The organism is Frankia sp. CgMI4, assembly GCF_001756285.1.
GTDB classification, from domain to species: domain Bacteria; phylum Actinomycetota; class Actinomycetes; order Frankiales; family Frankiaceae; genus Frankia; species Frankia casuarinae.
The window spans coordinates 15,576-36,053 of the sequence record NZ_MAQZ01000090.1 but is presented as its reverse complement, the minus strand read 5'-3'; the positions used below and the strand labels follow the sequence as shown (position 1 = coordinate 36,053).

Here is a 20,478-nt window from a genome sequence, read left to right as displayed (position 1 = left end):
ACGACCCCGACGCCGCCGAAACCCTCTGGCGCCACCACCTCACCACCACCCCCCACACCCCCCACCAACCCACCACCCCCCTCGACCTCCTCGGCGAGTAGTCAGATCTCCTCGGCGAGGAGTGAACCCCGGGCGTCCGCTTGCCGTTCGCGACGCTCCTCCCGGATCCGGGGACCGCTGTGGGCGCGGCATCGGTCCTCCGGTGGAGACCACGACGACACATCCAGAGAATCGGCGGTGAGGCAACCGTCGAATGCCACACAATGCCGCCATGCTGTGGTCGGTGCGCCGCGTTTCGCGTTACCGTGTGCCGCATGCCGTCGGCAGGTCTGGCCTGGCAGACACTCTCCGATCCGGGCGCGCTCGCCCTGGTCGACCCCGAGTCCAACCGGGCCGCCGCGCTGGCCCGGCCGCACCCCGCGGACCTGCCCATGGTCCAGATCGTCGACCTCGAACGTCTCGTCTGCGGTTGGCTGGCTCCGGYCAGCCGCCCGCAGTCCGAGCGGCACCTCCGTGAGCAGATGATGGTCGATCCGCTGCACACCCTGCGCGGGATGTGCTGGCTCATGGCGATGTGGGTCGTCGCGATACATCTCCGGACGGGACGACAGYCGACCGCCGTCGTCGCCGACCTGGCGTTCCCGGGGATCTGGCGAGGACCGGAGGCCCCGAAAAACGCCCAGCTCTGGGAGAACCTCGCCGGGCGGATTCGGCTCGGCGTCCTCGCCGCTCTCACCAGCGACGCGGCGACCGACGAACAGTTTCGCGAGGCGCTGCGCCATCCCGCCGACATCACGTCGATTCTGGTGCATTACGCCCTGCCCATGATGGCGGGCCTGCACCGGCAAATGCTCGACAACGGCGTGGATCCGAAGGAGATGGCGGGCACGTTGGCGCTCTACACCGTAGACCCGCAGGAACGGACCACCGCCTGCTTCCGCCCGCTGACCTGATCAGCGGCCGTCACCCCCGGGCTGCGTCTTGCGGGTCGGCGAAGGACGCGGGCCACGAGCCGCGGCGGCCGAACGCGCCGCGGAACCGAGGCGTAGCGACGGTGCGGCACGCAGGGGCGCATTCGGCCGGGCCGACCGGGCCGGGGTGGCCAGCGACCCCGGGCTCGGCACGGGCGACGCCGGACCCGGGACGGGCGACGCCGGACCCGGGACGGGCGACGCCGGACCCGGGACGGGCGACGCCGGACCCGGCACGGGCGACGCCGGACCCGGCACGGGCGACGCCGCGGAGAGGACGGGAACGGCCGAAGCGGCGGGCCCCACCGCAACCGCGGGGACGGTCTGGTCGGCGGCGTCGATGTAGACGACGCGGGTACTACCGCCGTGTCCGTGGATGGCAAGCAGCGTCTCCATCGTCGGATAGATCCCGATGGAATCGTGTTCGGAGTCCCACCACAGCACGCAGGTGCCGTCGGGGGCCTGCGCCCCGAACGCGACCGCACCCGTCCCGGAGACGCCGGAGACGTCAACGTCACGCTCCAGCTGAAACCGCCGCACCTGGCGAGCGGACATCGCCACGACCTCCTCACGGGGCACCGTACCGTACCCGTAGGCATCGCCCGCGATCCGGCTGGCGCAGCCGACTCAGCGCCGTCGCCGACCTCGTGCCTCGCAACCAGCGGGGCGTCGCGGCTCGGCCGGATCGACCGGCCGATGCTACCTCTCAGGCGGACTTCGGCCGGTTGGCCCACGGTAGCCGGCAATGTCGGGGTGGGTCATCCGTATGCCGTCGTGGCAGCGCGAGGGTGATCCCAGCACGCGGTAGCTCCACGCGGTAGCTCGCGGGTGGACCGGATGTGTCCGGGCGCGGGGACACCGCCCGAGCATGACGGTCACCTGGCCCGATGCACGGTCACCGCGGAGGCGGGCCGGTCCGCCGGCGGTCCGAGATATCGGTCATAGCCGGTCTCATTCCGTAGCCGACGGGCCAGGAACGCGACCGTACTCAGAGCGTTGATGATGTTCCGTGACGACGGCAACGGCGGCACTTCGGCCGCCACGCGGCCCTAACCCGATCCGGAACCCTGCCCCGCTCTGGCAACCGGACTGCCGCGGCGCGCGGACGCCTCACCCAACAGCTCGGCAATCTCCTCCACACAGCCGCCACAGCCCGTCCCGGCATCACATCGCTCGCCGACGGCGTCAACGTCGCAGGCACCCGAGGCGATCACGTTGCGTAGCAACCGGTCGGACACCGCGAAGCACGAACAGACGAGCACCGCACCTCACCACGCCCGAGACAGCCAGCACGCGGACGGCCAAGCGGCAGTTCGCGACCCTGTCGATCCGTCGATCTGTCGATGATCCTTCGACCCCGTGGAGCGGTCGACCCCGTGGAGCGGCCTTAGCTAAGGCTTCCCTAAGCAGAGGATGCCATGGGCCACCCGCCGCAGGCAAGACAGTCGCGCATCCGCGACATCATCGTGGCACTGGGCCGGAAATCGGCCGGGCCCGACAGTCCCGCCGGGCCCGACAGTCCCGCCGGACCCGAGATCCGGCCGGACTGCAGATCGGCCGGATCAGCCGAGATCCGGCTCGCCCAGAATCAGCTGTCGGGCCACGGAACGATCTCGACCCGACGGTTGGCCGCCCGTCCCCGAGGCGTGGCGTTGTCGGCCACCGGCCACCGGGAACCGAACCCGGCGACGCGTATGAGGTCGGGACGTACGCCCCGGTCCGTCAGGTAGTCGGCAATCACCTGGGCCCGGTCCAGAGACAACGCCTGATTGAGGGTCGCCGACCCGGAGGCGTCGGCGTGGCCGCCGACCAGGACCACGACCCGGCCGGCGCGCAGCGCCGCCGCCACCCGGTCAAGCCAAAGGCGGGCCGGGGGGCTCAGCGTTGCTGCGCCGACCGGGAACGTCACGTTCCGAGCGTCGAGGGCGGCGCGTAGGGCCGCGAGGGCCCCGGCATCGGAGGTGGACTTCGCCGCCGCGGCGGCAGGCTTCTCGCGCGGGACGACAAGCCGGTTGTCCAGGGTGGCATCGGGGACGGTGGTACCGGCCGCTGCCAGCACCTGGGCGCCGAGGCGCCGCCTCGTGGCCTCGTCGGGGGCACTGCCGGCCACCGCCACGGTCGTCCCGGAGACCGTGACCGAGTGGCTCCCGGGAAAACCGCGCAGCGCCGCCGCGACGGCGGCCACCACCTCCACCGGCGGCTCCGCCACGGCCGGGTCGACCCGGACCTCACCGGTCACCGAGCCGCCGCTCGCGTCCGCCACGGCAGCGAGCAACGCGGCACGGCTCGCCCGGTCGGGCACGGTCGCCGTGATCGACAGTCCTCGGCCGGCCACAGCGAGCACCAGGGGGCGCGCAGGTTCGGTCGCGATGACCACGTCGTCGCCGAGACGCGCGGAGGTCGTGCCGGCGACCGCGGCCGAGGCTCGCGCCTGTTYGGCGGCGGCGGCACTCGGGAAACGACCGGTGACAACCGCCTCACGCCCCTCGACGTGAACCTGGGCGTGCACGCCGCCGGTGGACCGGACCGCCGCGGTCGCCCGGGCTGCGAGATCATCCTCAATGGGACCGCGGCGCAGGGCGAACGCGACAAGGGCAAGCAGCAACCACGCCAGCACGAGTGCGATGGCGAAGGCGACCGGGCGCGGACGTTGCAGACGCACGGTCGTGGACAGGGACATCGATCGGACTCCGAGCGGGATCGGACCGGACGCGGGRTCTTCGAGGTGGCGCTGATCGTCGGGACAGGGCMGATCTTCGAGGTGGTGTGGGGAGAGGGGTGCCGCAAGGTCGGACGCGGCCGGGAAAACCGCTGTCCCGCAACTTTCGCACATCGGTCCCAGAAGTAACGCATCGGGGCGAAAGATGCACCCACCTGGGGAGCCACACCAGGCCGACAGCGGTCGGATCGGCACCGGTCGGATCGGCACCGGCCACCCACCGCGATCAGTTCGCGTGCGCTCCATCGGCTCGCGCCACCGGTGTGACCCGCATCGCCATGCTGGAGGTGGCCGGCGGGGYGGGCGGAGGCACCGGTGACGGCGGCGGCGCCAGTGAAGACGGCGGCGGCGCCAGTGAAGACGGCGGCGGAGACGGCAGTGGCACGGACACCGGTGCCAGCGCGTTCGGCGCAAGCTGCGATCCGGCTCCCGGCACGGCCGGCTGCCCAGCGGCACTCCCCACGAAACCGACCCGGGACCGCCACCCGGCGACKAGCGCGACCGCACCGGCGGCGCCGCCCAGGACCGCCCATCCGGCGACCGCGTCCAGGAGATAGTGGTTCGACGTCGACATGACGACGAACAGGGTCGCCGCCGGATAAAGCGCGCCGAGTACCCGGACCAGCGKTCGGCGCCCGAAGCGCACCAGCAGGAAACCGCACCACAACGACCATGYGCAGTGCAGCGACGGGAGCGCGGCGTACTGGTTCGTCAGTCCCTCCAGCCCGTCCGGGGCGGCGCTCGCGCTACCGCTCCACCATCCCCAGCCCTCGAAGTGGGACATGGTGTCGACATAGGACGTGCCGGTGAGCAACCGGGGCGGGGCGGTCGGGAACAGGAAGAACCCGACCAGGCAGATCAGAGTGGTGATCACCAGCGTCCAGCGGGCCTGAGCGTACCGGGGGGGGTGCCGACGATGCATCCACACCAGCAGGGCCGGCGTCACGACGAAGTGCAGCGTCGCGTAGTAGTAACAACAGACGACCGCCAGCACCGGTACACTCTGCAACCAGCGGTTGAGCCCGAGCTCGGGATCGAGATGCAGGAAGGTCTCCAGGCGCAGGAGATCGTGGCCCATCCGCATCGCCTCGCCGGTGGAGGCGTCGGCCACGGCACGGGTGCCGGTGTAGGAGTAGTACAGGATCACCAGCATCAGCACCTCGACCCACCAGACCAGCAGGCCGGTGGTCTGGTTGCGCAAGCGCCTCACTATGCACCTCTCGAACGTCGCACCCGCACGAGACGCCGCGCCCGCGCGCCTCGACGCCCTCGGGCAGGACCGCACGCGCGAACGGACCGGCGCACCGACCGTCGCGACGGGCCGGAGCGTCTCGACAGCTCGCTCTCCATACCCTTACTCAACAGCATGAGCCGTTCGCGACCGTCACGGGCCGATCCGTCGTTTACGACACCTCCCCCGGACGGAAATTCACCGCCTGCTCGCCCGCCCGACTCCTCCCCCTGACCGGCTGTCCCCGTCCCGCCACCCCGCCACCGCGCGCCATCCCGCGCCATCCCGCCCCCGCCATAGCGGTGGGAGCGGCCGAGGGCGCACATTGGCGACGCCCGGCACCGAACCGGTCGGGCCGGGCGTCGTCCACGCTGCCGCGGGTGCGAGGCCGCGATCGCCCGGTCAGGCGCCGGCGCCCGCCGCGCCGGTCCTGGGGGTGGCGGTCACGGGCCCGGGCGTGACTGTGCTCACCGCGGAGTCGAGGCTCACCACGGGGGCGAGCTGGTCGGACACCGGCAGCGCGCTGCCCGCCTTCCACGTGGCCCAGGGGACCGACCACGCGTTGCCGAGCTGTGAGGTGTCCGGCGGCCGACCGGTGTTGACGATGTCGATGATGTCACCGAGCCGGGTGAAGTTGTAGAACCACTGGGCGTCGGCGGGTGAGGCGTTCACGCACCCGTGGGAGACGTTGGCTCGCCCCTGGGAGGGCACCGACCAGGGGGCGGAATGCACGTACTGCCCGCCACTGGTGTAGTTGACCGCCCACTGGACCTTCTCGTAGTAGTAGTCCGGATTGCCCTGGGGGATGCCCACGGTGGCCGAGTCCATGATCACTTCGGGTGACTTGCCCAGCACGTTGTGCGGGCCGTCCATGCTCGGCAGACTGGGTCTGCCGAGACTGACCGGCATCGTGCGCAGCAGTTGCCCGTCCCGGAAGACCTTCATCGTGTGGGTGGCCGAGTCGACCTTGGAGACCTGGGCGGAGCCGATGACGAAGTCCATCGCCCGGTCCTTGACCCCGAGCCGGCCCCCGCCCGCGTCGTAGCCGGCGAAGTTAGCCTCGACGTGCACCTTCGTCCCGGGCTTCCAGTACCCCTCCGGTCGCCACATGACGAYCCGGTTCGACAGCCAGTTCCACGCGCCGAGGACCGGCGGATCGGTCCGTACGACCAGCCGGCTCTGGACGGCGGCCCGACTGGACGCGGGGGCGCTGAACGTCAGGCTGATCGGCGCGCCGATCCCGACGGTCTGGCCCGCGACCGGCTCCCAGGAGACCTTGAACGACTTCGCCGGGACGCCGGTCACGAAGCTGGTCCGCACCGACGTCGTCCCGGCGATGCCCGTCGCCGGGGACGTTGACGCCTCGACGTCGTACCGCGAGTCGGCGAACAGCCCGCCGGAGGATGTCCAGGTCCGATGATCGGCCGAGAAGGTGCCGGGCATTGTCCCCGGCTCCGTCTTCTCCGACGCGCTCGCCCCCCGGTTGACGGAGACCGCGGCCAGCGGGGCGTTGCCGCGCACGACGATCGGGCTGGTCAGCGCCACCCCGGTAGCGCCGTCCCTCGGCGTGACCGTCACGCTCGCCGCCGGATCCGGGGCGGGGGTGGCCCCGGCCGGCGCCGGTGACGCCCCCCCGCCGGAACAGGCCGCCGCGGACAGCACCGCGGCGAGCAGAAGCGTCCCCCCCGGCCACCGCCGGGGCCGGCGACCAGGCGATTCCGCCGGCCGGGATTCCGGCCTGGCCGAGTGACCCCACCCACGGGAAATACGCGGGGGAATCATTACCGAGCGAGACATGTAATGCCCCCTCCCGAAGACCGCGCCGGCAGCATCGCCGGACGGGAAGCTACGTCCGAACGGTACCCAGAGATCAACCCCACGTACCCTCGATCAGCGTAATCTACGGCGCCAACCGGCAGATCATCACCCGGTGTCGAGCATCTTAATACGGAGAGTAGCACTCTCCAGGCGTCCCACATACACCCCTCCCCTTCTCCCCTTCTGACGCACGAACGCCTTCCCAGGTTGCCCGCCCCGGAGGACATTTCACCGACCACCCGAAACGACGGCCAGAACCCACGGCGATATCAAAGAAGACGCAACCCGTCACCCGCGCAGATGAGTTTCCGCAACCAGAGACGACTGGGCGGTACACGGCACCGCCGGCATGCGGGACCATTGACGTCTCACTGGCTTTCCATTRCCGGAAGCCGCCCGGACGGGCCACCACCGCGTGATCCCACCCCCGCGGTCCACACGGCTCGGAGGGGCACCCAGGCGACAGGCCGGGGCGACAGGCCGGGGCGCCGGGCGGCACGAGTCGGGCGCGCGAAACTCACCGTCGGTCCGGGATGTCRCCCGGTCCAGCAGAATGGTCGGGCCACGTTCGGCGGTCTCCGGCCCGCACYGGTGCCGGCACGACACCGGTGCGGCGCCGGGACGGTCGGACCCACGGCAGGCCGATCGACCCGGTCGGGCGAAAGGCGCACTCCGGACAAGGGAAATGACCGTCCCACGACAGGGAGGCCACATGGCGATCGTTCTCGGGCCCAATCAGTATGGAAAGGCGGAGGTCCGTCTSGTCCACGTGGCGCGGAACGGACCGGTGCACCAGATCACCGATCTGAACGTCTCCACCGCGCTTCGTGGTGACTTCGCCGCCGCGCACCTGTCMGGCGACAATGCGCACGTGCTCACCACGGACGCGCAGAAAAACACCGTCTACGCCTTCGCCCGCGAGCACGGAATCGGCYAGATCGAGGATTTCGCGATCCGGCTGGGTCACCATTTCGCCGGATCCCTCCCGGGGATCGACGGCGCCCGGATAGAAATCGAGCAGTACCGGTGGGACCGCATCCAGGTGGATGGGGTGCCGCACGACCATGCCTTCAGCAGGTCGGCTGGGGAGAAAAGGACGACGGTCGTCACCCTCGACCGTGGCACGGCCTTCGTCGTGTCCGGACTCGCCGGGCTGGTCCTGCTGAAGTCGACCGGCTCGGAATTCTCGGGGTTTCTCCGCGACCGGTACACCACACTGCCCGAGACGACAGACCGCATCCTGGCGACAGAGGTCACCGCCCGCTGGCGCTACGCCCAGTCAGACCTCGACTTCGGGCGGCTGTTCGACGGGGTACGGACGGCTCTGGTCAGCACCTTCGCGAGCCTCCACAGCCTGGCTCTGCAACAGACCCTGTACCGGATGGGCGAGGCGGCGCTGACCGCGCACGCCGACGTCGCCGAAATCCGCCTGTCAATGCCGAACAAACACCACTTTCTGGTTGATCTAGAACCGTTCGGGCTCGATAATCCCAACACGGTCTACTACGCTGCGGACCGGCCGTACGGCAAGATCGAGGGAACGGTCCTGCGCGATGACGCTCCCGACCCGGGGCCGAGCTGGCTGACCCTCCCGGGATTCTGCTGACCGGTGCGGACCCCCGACAGGCGGTGCGGCGTCCCGGACGCCTGTTCACGGGACGCCTGTCCCGGACGCCTGTTCACGGGACGCCTGTCCCGGACGCCCGTCCCAGCGGCGCAGCGTAAGGCGGTCGCCGGGCATAAGTGTGAGGGCATGCGCGGCGTCACCGTCGCGCACGGCGAGGGCCGCCATCCCCGCCGAGTCGACGTAGAGCACCGCCTCCCCCGGGCCGACCGAGCCGAAGGTGACCCCCACGGCCAGTTCAGTCATCGGGCCCGCGGCCGCGAGCGGGCCGGCCGCCTGCTCGGCCCCGGTCAGGCGGTCCCGCCGGAGCGGTCGCAGCACCGCCCGACCCGGCGGGCGCAGCCCGGCCGCGCCGAGCAGCGCGCCGGAGGCCGCGAGCTGGACGTTGCCGAACGTGTCGACGAGGACCACCTCGGTCTCCACGGTCCCATCCGGGCGTAGCCGGGCCAGGGCCGCCCGGGGACGGACCAGGGTCGCCGGCTCCACCGGCTCACCGACCTCCTGGAGCGGTGTCCCGCGCGCCAGGGCGGCAGCCACCGGGGCGAAGACGTCCCGGCCGTGGAACGTCGCGGGGGTTGCGGGCCGCACCTCCAGCGTGACCGCGGCCTCGATCCCCCCCAGCCGCTCGGCCGCGGAGATCAGCAGGCCGTTGTCCGGCCCGACCAGGTGACCGCCGACCGCGCGCAGTGCCAGGGCCCGGCGCGACGTGCCCACCCCGGGATCCACCACGGCGAGGTGCACCCCCCGAGGCAGGGAACCCACCGTCTGGGCGAGCACGGCCGCCCCCCGCCGCACGTCCCCCGGCGGCACCAGGTGGGTCACGTCGATGATCCGGGCATCCGGCACCGTCTGCAGGATCACCCCGTGGCAGGCTGYGACGAAGCCGTCGGCGAGTCCGTAGTCAGTGGTGAAGCTGATGCACCTCACCGGCTCAACCTGACGTCAACCCGATGGCTGACGTCAACCCGATGGCCCGGAGACGGACGCCTCGCCGAGCCCGGTGCCGTCCCGGCCCGGTGGGTCCGGATGGCCGTGCACCCAGCCCTCGTCATCCACCCAGCCCTCACTGTCGACCACCCGGTGGGGATCGGCCTCCAGGGCCGGCAGTTCGCCCGCCGCCGGCTGGCCCGGATCGTAGCTGACGGGCCGGTCGCGTTCGGGCGTCGGACCACCGTTGGCGATGACCACCGCGACCCACGGAATGATCACGGCCATCGCGACGGCGACGAACCGTAGCCAGCCGTGGAAGGCGACCACGGCGAGCACGAAGCAGAGCATCCGGAACATCATCGAGAGGAGGTAACGCACCTCCCGCCGATGGATGTCCCACTGCCGCGACCGGGCCGCGGACGTGATCAGGACCGTGTCCTGCCGCCTGAACATCACGCGTACACCTCGATGGCTCTCACTCCCCGACCGGTGCGCCGCCCCGTGCCTCCAAATATCCTCCTCACCGGCGCCCGGGGAAAATGCCGGCGGCCGGCGTGCGACGGTGCGGACCAGGAACCACGGCGTCCGCCGGGCGCCGTGTCGGACGACACCATGTCAGCTAGCACCATGTCAGGTGACACCACCTCAAGTGACAACATGTCAAGCAGTATCATGTMAAGTGGCACCATGTCGGACGGGAATCCGGCCCGGATCCGCCGACCGGATGAACAGCCGGTCGTGTGCACCCGTACGGTGCACCAAGCTGTGCCAGAACGTTCATGTAACGGTCGGCTGGCCGTCTGCGGCACGGCTCCATGCCCTGCCACCGTGCTCGTGTGCGCATAGCGGTGATCACCGAGTCGTTCCTCCCCCATGTTGACGGGGTGACGAACACGGTCTGTCGAGTGCTGGAACATCTGCGGGACCGGCAGCACGAGGCGATGGTCATCGCGCCGGCTCCGGCGCCCGCCGCCCGACGCGCGGCGGCGCGCAGCCACGCCGGCGCACCGGTGCTGTGGGCACCGTCGGCTCCCCTACCGGGTTACCCGGCGTTTCGCTTCGCAGTCCCGTGGCCCGGGCTTCCCGCCGCCTTACGGGAGTTCAACCCGGACATCGTCCATCTGGCGGCGCCCGCCGGCCTCGGGGCGCAGGCGGTGTTCGCGGCGCGGCGCCTCGGCATACCGAGCATCGCCGTCTACCAGACGGACATCGCCGCGTTCGCAGCCCGCTACGGGCTGGCCACCGCGGAACGCACGATCTGGCACTGGCTCGCCATCGTACATCGGCTCGCGGCCCGGACCCTCGCGCCGTCCTGGGATGCCGTCGACACCCTCCTGAGCCAGGGCGTGCAACGGGTCGCCCGCTGGAGTCGGGGGGTGGACCTCGAACGTTTCCACCCGGCGCACCGGGACGACGAGCTGCGCCGCCGCCTCGCTCCGAACGGCGAGGTCCTGGTCGGCTACGTCGGCCGGCTGGCCCGGGAGAAGCGGGTGGAGCTGCTCGGAGCGGTGTCCGACATCCCGAACACCCGGCTCGTCGTCGTCGGTGACGGCCCCTCCCGTCCCACCCTGGCCCGGTCGATGCCGAACGCGGCGTTCCTCGGATTCCGCGCCGGGCAGGAGCTCTCGGCCGCGGTCGCGAGCCTCGACGTCTTCGTCCACACCGGCATCCACGAGACATTCTGCCAGGCGGCGCAGGAGGCCAAGGCGAGCGGGGTACCGGTGGTCGCCCCTGCGGCGGGCGGGCTGCTTGACGTTGTCGAGCACGGCCGCACCGGGCTGCACTACACTCCCGGCGACCCCGCGGCCCTGCGGGCGCAGGTCGCGGCCCTGACCGACGACCTCCCTCGTCGGGTGGCGATGGGTGCGGCGGCCCGGGAGTCGGTCGCGGGATGCGGGTGGAGCGCGATCGGCGACGAGCTGCTCGGCCACTACCGTGACGTGCTCGGCACCGGCGGCGGGGCCGGTCGCTTCGGCCGCCTCAGGCACCCCGGCCCGGTCATCGAGGGAYGGAGCGGACGGCGGGGCGGACGACGGGACGGATGGGACGCACGCAAGCGGCCCGGGACGGGAAACGACGACGGGTGGTCAGCATGAAGATCGTGCAGGCGGCAAACTTCGTCGCGCCGGCCTCCGGCGGCATCCGGACGACACTGCGCCACCTCGCCGCCGGCTACACCGCGGCGGGCCACGAGGTCGTCCAGATCATTCCGGGCGAGCAGGACGCCGAACTGGTCCGGCCGGATGCCCGCGTGCTCCAACTGCGCGCCCCCCGGCTACCCGGAACCGGTTACCGGATCATCACCGAGCCGTGGCGCGTCGCCGACCTGCTCGACCGGGAACGGCCCGACCGACTCGAGGTCCACGACCGGGCGACCCTGCGTCCACTGGCCCGATGGGCCCGCCGTCGCGGGGTGCCGTCGCTGGTCGTCAGCCACGAGCGGCTCGACCGCCTGCTCGGCACCTGGACACCCGCACCGTTGCGGGGAGTCCTGCCGGTCTCGACAGCCGCGGACCGGGCGAACGCCTCGCTCGCGGCCGCCTTCGACTCCGTCGTGGCGACGACGGCCTGGGCGGCGGCGGAGTTCGTCCGCATCGGCGCCGGCAACCTGCGCCACGTTCCGCTCGGCGTCGAGCTCGACCGTTTCTCCTCCGCCCACCACGACCTGACCCTGCGACGCGCCTTCGCCCGTGACCAGGAGGCGCTGCTGGTGGTGGCCAGCCGGCTGGCACCGGAGAAGCGGGTCGACCTCGCCGTGGACGCGGCAGCTGAACTCGTCCGCCGCCGGGTGCCGGCGCGCCTGGTGATCGCCGGTGACGGGGCCCATCGGGGCCGGCTGGAACGGCATGCGGCCGGGCTGCCGGTGACCTTCCTCGGGTTCGTGGCCGACCGGGAACGGCTCGCCGGCCTGCTGGCGACCGCCGACCTCGCGCTCGCCCCCGGCCCGGTGGAGACCTTCGGGCTGGCCGCTCTGGAGGCGCTCGCCAGCGGCACCCCGGCAGTGGTGCACCACGCCAGCGCGCTCGCCGAACTGATCGTCCCGGGAGTGGGCACGATCGCCGCGGGCAGCGGATTCACGTTCGCCGACGCCGTCGTGGACCTGCTGTCCGCCTCGCCTGCGCAGATCCACGCGCGCCGGATCGCGGCCCGGGCCCGCGCGGAGCAGTTCCCCTGGTCGGCCACGGTCGCGGGCTTCCTTGCCTGCCACGACTCGCCCGGTCCGGCCGCCCCGGGCACGGCCTTCCCGCAGCCACCGGCGCCGCCGCTCGCGGCCTGACTCGCGGCCTGAAAGGCGGGCAGAGCCATGGACTCCGGCACCGGATCCCGGCGGTTCGTCGCGCTGGGCGACAGCATCACGGTCGGCCTCGGCGACGGCGTGACGATGGGACGCGAACACCGCCGCCCCGCGACGGGAGGACGGGGCTTCGCCRCCCGGCTCGCCGCGTGCCTGGGCCCGGCCGGCGCCATGGAATTCACCAATCTGGCCACCACGGGAGCGACCACGCACGACGTGCGTACCCGTCAGCTCCCCGTCGCCCTGTCGCTGGGCCCCCAGATCGCCAGCGTGATCGCCGGCATGAACGACGTGCTGAAACCGACGTTCGATCCGCTGCGGTTACGCCAGGACCTGGTCTGGACGGTGGGCCGACTGCGGGCCGACGGAGTCGTCGTCCTCACCGCTACCATGCCCGATCCCAGCCGGCTGCTCCCGGTGCCGGCGCCGTTCGGCCGGATCCTGAGCGAACGGGTCGAACGGCTCAACGCGGCGGTCCAGGCCGCGGCCCGGACGGACCCCGGAGTGTTGATGGTCGACCTCGGCGGGCACCCTGCGGTGCGCAGCCGGTCCAGCTTCGACGTGGACCGGATCCACCCGGGGCCACGCGGCCACCGCCTGATCGCGCAGGCGTTCGCCCACCGTCTGTCGCACGCCGGGGTACCACTCGTGGGTCTGYCGGACGGACCCGATCATGAGGAACCGGCTCCGGGAATCATCGAGCACTCCTACTGGCTGCTGAGCGTGGGCCTGCCCTGGCTGGCCGGGCGGTGCCTGCCCAGAGGCGACAAATGGCGCTATCACCCGGAAAAAGGTCTGGTAYGGCCCCCTCGGCGAGCCTGAAGGCTCCTCGATTGYCTACGGTAGGCAATGTGCTTCCCGCCCTGTCAGCGTCGCCCCGGTCCGGAGTCCTCACCGGATGGGGCAATGCGTGGCTTGCCGGGCTCGTCGGGCTCGACGACGTCATCACCCAGATGCACCGCGCGCTCGGTGGCGAGGCGGCGCCGCACACCCTCGGCGACGAGCCGCTCGTGCTGGGCCTGGGAGCCCTGCGTTCGGCCGGAGCGCAACGRCTCCGGCTGGTCCTGCCCGCCCCCGGGGACGCCACCGGCCTGCCCGGCCCGGCGGAGGTGAACAGGGACGCGATCACCGCCGGAGAGGCGATCATCGTGATCGGCCCGAACCCGCCGCTGGTGCTCGTCCCCGGGGTCGTCGTGCACGGGCCGGCCCTGGAGGGGCGGCTGGAGTCGGTGCACTGGCGGGTGCTCGTCGCGTCCCGCGTGCCACCGCCCGGAGCCGGCCTGCGCGCCGCGGAACACGACCTCAGCAACGCGATCCGCACCACGACGGCCGCGCTCATCGACCTCGACATCGCAAGCGCCCGCCCCGAGGTGCTCGCCCTGCTGCGCGACCGCGGGGTGGATGACCCGGGCCCGGGGCTGGGCCCGGGCCATCCACCGGGGGCGCACGCCCTGCTGGCCCGGGCGGAGCGGTTGTCGACCCTGCTCGACCTCGCCGCCCGGGACGACGGTGCCGCGGTGACCGCGAGCGAGATCGCCCGCAGGTCCGCGGCGCTGCGCAACCTTTCCGCGGCGGTGCGTCGCGCCTATGCGGCGGCCTACGACGCCTTCGACCCGACGTATGCCCCCGTGCCGCCCTCGAACTGACGATCGCCGGCTGTCCGCCCCGGCCGGCTCCGGTCAGTTCAGCCGAGGGCAGAAGTGCCCGGCCGGATCGTCCGGGCGACCGCACAGGACGCACGGTGGACGCCCGGCGGCGACGATCGTGCGGGCCCGTTCGATGAAGGCACGGGCCTGTTTGATCGACAGTCCCACCCGCAACGAGTCGAGCTCGTCCTCGCTCTCGGGGAGCCGGAACTCCCCGGGAGACAGCCCGGCCGCCTCGACGAAGACCCGATGGCCGTCCCAGGACACCGTGAGCTGGCCCAGATGGAAGTCCTCCTCGAACGGGGCATCCAGCGGGGCAAGATCGATCTCGACGTCCGAAGCGGTCGGAAGCACGATGCCCTGGGTCTGGCCCACCTGGCCGAGCAACGCGGTCAGCCCCTCCGCGAGGGCGGTGACCTCGGTTTTCTCCAGACCGACCGTCACGACCTGACCACGCCCAGCAGCCTGCAGGAAGAAGACCCGGTCACCCGGCTGGCCGACGGTTCCCACCACGAACCTTTCCGGGGATTCGAACACGTAGCGCCGCATATCTCCGATCGCTCCGTTACCTTGACTCGCTTCGTCGTTCGGTTCTGATCGCTTCGTTCCCCATCAGTATCGGTTCCCCATCAGCCTCGGTTCACCATCAGTATGGCCGCATCGCCGTGCGGTCCGCCCTCGCCCACCCTCCCGGATTCAGGACCACCCCGGATTCGGGTCCGCGGGGATTCAGGTCCGCGGGGATTCAGGTCCGCGGGGATTCAGGTCCGCGGGGGTTCAGGTCCGCGGCGGCCCGAGGGGCTCGCAGCAGTGCGCGGGGCAGTCCGCCGGCCATGGCCCGAGGCCGGTCAGCGACCGTCGGACACCGCCGGGACGACGCAGCTCCTCGATCAGTTCTCCCACCATCGAGACGAACCGCGGATCCACCCCGACGGTGCCCGCCCGCGTCGCCGGCAGGCCCAGCTCCCGCGCCCGTTCCAGGGCCCCCACGTCGAGGTCGTAGCGGACCTCCACGTGATCGCTGACGAACCCCAGCGGAATGATCACGGCACTGGCGGCCCCCGCCGCGGCCAGCTGCGCGAGCCGATCGCGCACGTCCGGCTCGAGCCACGGCACGCCCGGCGATCCACTGCGGCTGCAGAAGGCCAGGTCGAAGGGATGACGCACGCCGGTGATGCGTTCGATCCCCTCGATGATCACCGCCGCGGTGGCCCGCAGCTGGCGAGCGTAGGCGCCCTCGCCACGCCCGCTGGCGCGGGCCTGCGCGAGGGGGAGCGAATGGGCGGTGAAGATCAGATGGGCATCGGAACGCACCTTCGCCGGCAGGTCGGCCAGCGCCGCGACGCCGCGGTCCACCATCGGCTCCACGAACCCCGGATGGTCGAAGAACAGCCGCAGCTTCACCAGCTCGGGCGCACGGTCCCCCACCGCGGCGGCGGCTGCCGCGAGGTCCTCCCGGTACTGCCGGCATCCCGAGTAGGACGAGAAAGCCGAGGTGACGAAGCACGCGGCACGCCGGATGYCGTCGGCGGCCATCTGGGCGACCGTGTCGGTCAGATAGGGCGCCCAGTTCCGGTTCCCCCAGTAGACCGGCAGCCCGGGCAGCTCCGCACGCAACGCGGTGACCAGCGCCCGGTTCTGCTCGTTGAGGGGGCTACGCCCACCGAACAGGTGGTACTGCTCGGCGACGACCGCCAGCCGGGAGGCGGGGATGTCCCGGCCCCTGGTCACGTTGCGGAGGAACGGCAACACGTCGCCGGGCCCCTCGGGACCCCCGAACGAGACGAGCAGCAGGGCGTCCACGTCCCCCGATGCCCGGACGTCCCCCGATGCCCCGACGTCCCCCGATGCCCCGACGTCCCCCGATGCCCCGGCCCCGCTCATCTCGGCACGCTGCCGGCGATCTCCGCCGGATAGCTCGGGAAGTAGCGGGTGATCTCGGACAGCTCGAAGGTGGGCAGGATGGACCCGGCCGGTTCCCGCGCGAGCAGGAACGCGAACGACGCGCGGACCAACGCGATCAGGCCCGGCACATCGTCGGGCGAGAGCCCCACCGCCGTGAGCACCTTGTCATCGACCCGCACCCGGTAGTTGAAGGAGAGCCCGCGGACTCCCGGAGACGTCTCCTCCGCGACCTCGACGTCGAAGTCGCGGCCGCCGTACGGTTCCACCCGGATCACGCCCACCGACCCACCCCCTCGCGGTTGCGCCGACCGCACCGCCGCAGCCACCTCAACTGCTGAGCCACCTCAACTGAGAGGGAAGGCGCGCCCCTGGTTTCGATCAGCCAGCGGCGTGGCGGCACGGCGACGCCGCGCCATCTACGATATCCGTCGGCGCGCCCCACATGCGTCGCCGCCGGGCAAGAAGATCGCCTGCCCCGGCTCCCGCGCGGCAGCCGGGGCGGGCACCGGCCCACCCGGACGCCATCGCGGGTGATCCAGCCGATGATCAGACGGCCAGGTGAGCCTTCATGGCGCGGGCCCGCTCGCCGAGCTCGGGCATTCCCACGACCGTGACCCCGGCCGCGCCGAGCAGTTCGTARCCCTGGCAGTCGGCGACGAACAGGCTGGGTTCCCGCCAGGCGATGACCACTCGGGGGATCTTCGCTTCCAGGATGAGCTGGGTGCAGGTGCGTGGCCACGACATGCGCTGGGAGCAGGGTTCGAGTGTGCTGTAGATCGTCGCGGTGGCGAGACGGGGGTCATCGGGAGCGACCTTCGCGAGCGCGGACTCCTCGGCATGYACCGTGTCGTCGACCTCGCGGGAAAACCCGAACGCGATCTCCTCGCCGTTCTCGCCGACGATGACGGCACCCACCGAGTAGGCACCGGTGGCGGGCGGGCAGCGGTGAGCGAGCTCGATGGCCCGCGTCATCCACCGGTGGTCATCGATCTGGGCCATGAGGGGCTCGTCCTTTCTCGGGCGGGTCCGGCAACCGTCGAAGAGCCCATCGCCTGCCGGAACTCGACCCCGTAGAGAACTTTGGCAACGATCTAGATGGTTGGGCCTGCTGGGAGCGCACRGCGCTCGGATGAGACCTGTTCGCCCAGGTCGCGGACGGGTTCGAGCCGTGCCCACTCCTCGTTGCGGGCGAGGGTGCGCCAAATACCGGCGGCCCGGTTGAAGGTCGGGCCGTTGGTCACTTCCTTGCCGTCAACGATCATGAGGGCGTCGCTTGCTGCGGTGGCTGCCTGTTCGGGGTCCGGGTGGGTGCGGTGGATGAAGGCCCGTGCGAGTGCGAGATGGGTGCCGGCGGTGCTGACGTACCGTCCGGTTCCGCTGAGCATCGCCAACGATGCGCGGGCGTGTGGCTCGGCTTCGTCACCCTTGCCGAGATAGCCGAGTACCACCGCATTGAAAGCTTCGCTGGACTCTTCGTCGATCGGTGAAGGTCCTGGCAGGCGGTTGYCGGTCCAGACATGATCATTCATGGTCCGCAAGGCGGTTAGTGCTTCGTCTTCGCGGCTGGTGATGGCGTAGGCGCGGGCCTGTGCGCAGGCGAGGAGCGGGACGATATAGGGGTGCGCCTGCGGCTGGGCCTGGGCGGCGATGTCCGCAGCGGTCTCGAACTCGCGGGCGAAGAAGGCCACGGCGGAGCGCATGGCGGCAACCGATCCGGCAAGTAGTAGGTTACCGGCTGCCTGGGCGTGTTGAGCGGCGAGGACGAAGAACGTCAACGCGCCGTCGTCATCGCCCATGTCGAAGGCGAGTCGACCACGGTAGAAGGCGTATTGGCCGGCGAGGAGTTCGAGGTCGCGACGGTCGGTGCCGGTGACTCTGGTTTCCAACCGGGCTTCCGCATCGTCCCACGCTTGTTCGACGGGTCCGAGTAGATCCGCGTGCGGTGTCGTGGAGTAGATCCGGGTGAGGCGTTGGATGCCCTGGTGGAGCTGGGCGACACTGAGGGGGTCCGGGGTGGACGCGGCGATGGCGCGGGAGATCTGCGCGGCGCGGCTGGTGGCGCCAGTCGTGGCGGTGCTGGCGGCAAGAAGGATGCCGGTGCCGAGTAGGTCACGGCGGCGCGACGGACTCACCTCCTCGCGGGGCGGCCCGCTGCCGGGCTCCGCCTGAGCGGGAACCATGACGGGACGTGATGGTCGTAGTGGACGCTTCCGTGCTCGCCAACGCCCTCGTCTACGCCGACGCCCGACTCGCCCGCACCGCCACCCGCTACTGCACCATCCACCTCGTCGAATAGGCGCGTGTCTCACGTCGGGTATTGCTCTAAGGGCTAAGCACAGACGAGCAACCGAACCGGCGCCAGCGGCCCGCGGTACGCACCGGGACGCAGGTGCAATGGAATGGCAGCTGCCACCATGCCGCATTGATCGTTTTCGTCTATCGTCGCGGAACATGAACAGCGGCCACGAGCATGAGCTCCCCGCCCAAGGGCACGGGCACGGCGGGCACCCGCGCGGCGGACGGCATGACCACCACGCGAGCGGGCGGTGGACGCGGCTTCGTCACGGCCTGTCAGACCTGGCCGGAGGGCACAGCCACGACCCGGCGGACCAGATCGACGACGCGTTGGAAGCCGACACCGCCGGCCGCCGCGCCCTCCTGATCAGCCTGGCCGGTCTCGGGCTGACCGCCGCCCCGCAAGCCGCCGTCGTGGCACTGTCCGGATCGGTCGCGCTCCTCGGCGACACCCTGCACAACGTCGCCGACGCGCTCACCGCGGTGCCCCTGCTCATCGCCTTCACCGTGGCACGCCGCCCGGCCACCGCCCGGTTTACCTACGGCTACGGCCGCGCCGAGGACCTCGCCGGCCTCGCCGTCCTCGCGATGATCGCCCTGTCGAGTGCGCTCACCGCCTGGGCCGCGATCGACCGCCTCCTGCACCCCCAGCGCGTCGGCCATCTGGGAGCGGTCGCCGTGGCCGGGCTCGTCGGCTTCCTCGGCAACGAGATCGTCGCCCGCTACCGCATCAGGATCGGCCATCAGATCGGCTCCGCCGCCCTCGTCGCCGACGGCCTACACGCCCGCACCGACAGTCTCACCAGCCTCGCGGTGCTCCTCGGCGCGGCCGGTGTCGCGGTGGGCTGGCACTGGGCCGACCCCGCCATCGGCCTGGCGATCACCCTGGCGATCCTCGGAGTCCTGCGCTCCGCCGCTCGCGTCGTCGGGGCCCGGCTCATGGACGCCGTCGACCCCGCCGTGGTCGCCGAAGCCACCAGGGCGCTCCTGCACACCGAGGGCATCGAGGCCGTCYGCGAACTGCGGCTGCGCTGGATCGGCCACACCCTGCGCGCCGAAGCCGACGTCACCGTCGATGCGAACCTGACCCTGACCGCCGCTCACGACCTCGCCCACGCCGCCGAAGCCCACCTGCTGCGCCGCATCCGCCGCCTGTCCGCCGCTACCATCCACACCAGCCCCACCCACCACCACGCCGCCACGACGGTCCCCTAAGCCGCACCGCCGATCATGCTCGGTCACGGCGCCGCCGGATCGGTGCCCCGTGCCCAGCTCAGTGCCCCGTGCCCAGCTCAGTGCCCCATGCTCAGCCCGCCGTCCACGGGGATCAGCGCACCGTTGATGTAACCGGCCTGCGGGGAGGCGAGGAAGGCGACGAGGGCTGCGACGTCCTCGGCCTCACCCATGCGGCCACCGGGGACGCCGGCGGTGAGCTGCTCCCGCTGCGCCTCGGTCAGCGCGTCGGTCATGTCGGTCCGGATCGGCCCCGGAGCGACCACGTTCGAGGTGATGTTGCGCGGAGCCAGCTCGCGGGCGAGGGAACGGGCGAAGCCGATCAGGCCGGCCTTGGACGCCGCGTAGTTGGACTGGCCGKGGCCGCCGACGGAGGCGACGACGGAGGAGATGAAGATGAGCCGACCACGACGCAGCCGCATCATCGGCCGGGAGGCACGCTTGGCCACCCGGTAGGCACCGAGCAGGTTCGTGTCCACGACCTCCTGGAACGCGTCCTCGCTCATCGTCGCCAGCAGGGTGTCCCGCACGATCCCGGCGTTGGACACCACGATCTCCACCGGCCCGAGCTCGGCTTCGATCTCCGTGAACGCCTTGTCGACGCTCTCACTGTTGGCGACATCCAGACGGACGCCCAGCATCCCCGCGGGGGCGGTGCCCCCGCGGCTGGCGACCGCGACCCGCTCACCCGCGGCCGTCAGGGCGGCGGCGCAGGCGGCGCCGATCCCCCGATTACCACCTGTTACCAGTGCGACACGACCCTCATTTGCGCCCATGGGTCGGATGGTAGCGGCCACCGCGTCGAATCCCG

The 20,478-nt window shown here is 71.6% G+C and carries 21 protein-coding genes; 8 read left to right on the top strand and 13 right to left on the bottom strand.

Going from position 1 to position 20,478, the window contains the following annotated elements; all coding sequences use genetic code 11:
- The first annotated feature begins 314 nt into the window (after positions 1-314).
- On the top strand, positions 315-953 hold the full coding sequence (locus tag Manayef4_RS16615; protein WP_070132185.1) for a hypothetical protein: 639 nt from the start codon (positions 315-317) through the stop codon (positions 951-953).
- Here the strand turns inward: Manayef4_RS16615 and Manayef4_RS26120 are convergent, their stop codons facing one another.
- The 5 genes from Manayef4_RS26120 to Manayef4_RS16595 all read right to left on the bottom strand — a co-directional run bounded on the left by Manayef4_RS26120 (position 954) and on the right by Manayef4_RS16595 (position 6,442).
- Positions 954-1,526 (bottom strand): hypothetical protein, encoded by a 573-nt coding sequence (locus Manayef4_RS26120; protein ID WP_023841905.1) that lies wholly within the window; start codon positions 1,524-1,526, stop codon positions 954-956.
- 494 nt (positions 1,527-2,020) lie between these two features.
- Positions 2,021-2,233 (bottom strand): (2Fe-2S)-binding protein, encoded by a 213-nt coding sequence (locus Manayef4_RS23275; RefSeq protein ID WP_011436350.1) that lies wholly within the window; start codon positions 2,231-2,233, stop codon positions 2,021-2,023.
- 326 nt (positions 2,234-2,559) lie between these two features.
- Positions 2,560-3,651, bottom strand: coding sequence for an OmpA family protein (locus Manayef4_RS16605; RefSeq protein ID WP_070132184.1), 1,092 nt, complete (start codon positions 3,649-3,651; stop codon positions 2,560-2,562).
- 265 nt (positions 3,652-3,916) lie between these two features.
- Positions 3,917-4,900: a phosphatase PAP2 family protein gene (locus tag Manayef4_RS16600; RefSeq protein WP_070132183.1), complete on the bottom strand. Its 984-nt coding sequence runs from the start codon at positions 4,898-4,900 to the stop codon at positions 3,917-3,919.
- A gap of 423 nt (positions 4,901-5,323) precedes the next feature.
- Positions 5,324-6,442: an Ig-like domain-containing protein gene (locus Manayef4_RS16595; protein WP_349257449.1), complete on the bottom strand. Its 1,119-nt coding sequence runs from the start codon at positions 6,440-6,442 to the stop codon at positions 5,324-5,326.
- Between Manayef4_RS16595 and Manayef4_RS26735 the strand changes: the two genes are divergently transcribed.
- Both Manayef4_RS26735 and pucL read left to right on the top strand, forming a co-directional pair.
- Positions 6,354-6,671 carry a hypothetical protein gene (locus Manayef4_RS26735; protein WP_235463258.1) on the top strand — a complete coding sequence of 106 codons (318 nt, stop codon included), beginning with the start codon at positions 6,354-6,356 and terminating at the stop codon, positions 6,669-6,671. The two genes, Manayef4_RS16595 and Manayef4_RS26735, sit on opposite strands and share 89 nt — an antisense overlap.
- 780 nt (positions 6,672-7,451) lie before the next feature.
- Complete coding sequence (gene pucL, locus Manayef4_RS16590) at positions 7,452-8,345, top strand: factor-independent urate hydroxylase (RefSeq protein ID WP_070132181.1); 894 nt, start codon at positions 7,452-7,454, stop codon at positions 8,343-8,345.
- Positions 8,346-8,390: 45 nt separating this feature from the next.
- Here the strand turns inward: pucL and Manayef4_RS16585 are convergent, their stop codons facing one another.
- Together Manayef4_RS16585 and Manayef4_RS16580 are read right to left on the bottom strand one after the other, a co-directional pair.
- On the bottom strand, positions 8,391-9,290 hold the full coding sequence (locus Manayef4_RS16585) for an SAM-dependent chlorinase/fluorinase (RefSeq protein WP_070132180.1): 900 nt from the start codon (positions 9,288-9,290) through the stop codon (positions 8,391-8,393).
- Positions 9,291-9,323: 33 nt separating this feature from the next.
- Positions 9,324-9,746: a DUF3099 domain-containing protein gene (locus Manayef4_RS16580; protein ID WP_011436344.1), complete on the bottom strand. Its 423-nt coding sequence runs from the start codon at positions 9,744-9,746 to the stop codon at positions 9,324-9,326.
- Between the two features lie 383 nt (positions 9,747-10,129).
- On the opposite strand from Manayef4_RS16580, the gene Manayef4_RS16575 reads away from it, so the two are divergent.
- Genes Manayef4_RS16575 through Manayef4_RS16560 form a run of 4 tightly spaced genes read left to right on the top strand, consistent with a single transcriptional unit; the run spans position 10,130 to position 14,234 of the window.
- Positions 10,130-11,389 (top strand): glycosyltransferase family 1 protein, encoded by a 1,260-nt coding sequence (locus tag Manayef4_RS16575; protein WP_217494128.1) that lies wholly within the window; start codon positions 10,130-10,132, stop codon positions 11,387-11,389.
- Positions 11,386-12,570, top strand: a complete 1,185-nt coding sequence (locus Manayef4_RS16570; protein ID WP_011436342.1) for a glycosyltransferase — start codon at positions 11,386-11,388, stop codon at positions 12,568-12,570. The genes Manayef4_RS16575 and Manayef4_RS16570 overlap by 4 nt, the downstream gene beginning before the upstream one ends.
- Before the next feature lie 27 nt (positions 12,571-12,597).
- The gene (locus Manayef4_RS16565) at positions 12,598-13,410 is read left to right on the top strand and encodes an SGNH/GDSL hydrolase family protein (protein ID WP_070132177.1); all 813 of its coding nucleotides are present in this window, start codon (positions 12,598-12,600) and stop codon (positions 13,408-13,410) included.
- A gap of 29 nt (positions 13,411-13,439) precedes the next feature.
- On the top strand, positions 13,440-14,234 hold the full coding sequence (locus Manayef4_RS16560) for a hypothetical protein (RefSeq protein ID WP_173645814.1): 795 nt from the start codon (positions 13,440-13,442) through the stop codon (positions 14,232-14,234).
- A 33-nt stretch (positions 14,235-14,267) separates the two neighbouring features.
- On the opposite strand, the gene Manayef4_RS16555 is transcribed toward Manayef4_RS16560, so the two are convergent.
- From Manayef4_RS16555 to Manayef4_RS16535, 5 genes are all read right to left on the bottom strand, one after another.
- Positions 14,268-14,783, bottom strand: coding sequence for a DUF3090 domain-containing protein (locus tag Manayef4_RS16555; RefSeq protein ID WP_011436339.1), 516 nt, complete (start codon positions 14,781-14,783; stop codon positions 14,268-14,270).
- A gap of 228 nt (positions 14,784-15,011) precedes the next feature.
- Positions 15,012-16,118: a ferrochelatase gene (locus Manayef4_RS16550; RefSeq protein WP_070132176.1), complete on the bottom strand. Its 1,107-nt coding sequence runs from the start codon at positions 16,116-16,118 to the stop codon at positions 15,012-15,014.
- Positions 16,115-16,420, bottom strand: coding sequence for a hypothetical protein (locus Manayef4_RS16545; protein ID WP_023841911.1), 306 nt, complete (start codon positions 16,418-16,420; stop codon positions 16,115-16,117). The genes Manayef4_RS16550 and Manayef4_RS16545 overlap by 4 nt, the downstream gene beginning before the upstream one ends.
- Before the next feature lie 265 nt (positions 16,421-16,685).
- The gene (locus Manayef4_RS16540; RefSeq protein ID WP_011436336.1) at positions 16,686-17,138 is read right to left on the bottom strand and encodes a deaminase; all 453 of its coding nucleotides are present in this window, start codon (positions 17,136-17,138) and stop codon (positions 16,686-16,688) included.
- Between the two features lie 92 nt (positions 17,139-17,230).
- Positions 17,231-18,319 (bottom strand): hypothetical protein, encoded by a 1,089-nt coding sequence (locus tag Manayef4_RS16535; protein ID WP_254665697.1) that lies wholly within the window; start codon positions 18,317-18,319, stop codon positions 17,231-17,233.
- Between the two features lie 271 nt (positions 18,320-18,590).
- Here Manayef4_RS16535 and Manayef4_RS16530 point away from each other — a divergent pair, with 271 nt between their 5' ends.
- Positions 18,591-19,649: a cation diffusion facilitator family transporter gene (locus tag Manayef4_RS16530; RefSeq protein WP_070132175.1), complete on the top strand. Its 1,059-nt coding sequence runs from the start codon at positions 18,591-18,593 to the stop codon at positions 19,647-19,649.
- 77 nt (positions 19,650-19,726) lie between these two features.
- On the opposite strand, the gene fabG is transcribed toward Manayef4_RS16530, so the two are convergent.
- The gene (gene fabG, locus Manayef4_RS16525; RefSeq protein ID WP_070132174.1) at positions 19,727-20,443 is read right to left on the bottom strand and encodes a 3-oxoacyl-ACP reductase FabG; all 717 of its coding nucleotides are present in this window, start codon (positions 20,441-20,443) and stop codon (positions 19,727-19,729) included.
- Between the last annotated feature and the right edge of the window lie 35 nt (positions 20,444-20,478).

Excerpts from the sequence above, each read along its gene's own strand:
- Manayef4_RS16555 (WP_011436339.1), bottom strand. The coding sequence starts at position 14,783 with ATGCGGCGCTACGTGTTCGAATCCCCGGAAAGGTTCGTGGTGGGAACC.
- Manayef4_RS16570 (WP_011436342.1), top strand. The coding sequence starts at position 11,386 with ATGAAGATCGTGCAGGCGGCAAACTTCGTCGCGCCGGCCTCCGGCGGC.
- Manayef4_RS16580 (WP_011436344.1), bottom strand. The coding sequence starts at position 9,746 with ATGTTCAGGCGGCAGGACACGGTCCTGATCACGTCCGCGGCCCGGTCG.
- Manayef4_RS26120 (WP_023841905.1), bottom strand. The coding sequence starts at position 1,526 with ATGTCCGCTCGCCAGGTGCGGCGGTTTCAGCTGGAGCGTGACGTTGAC.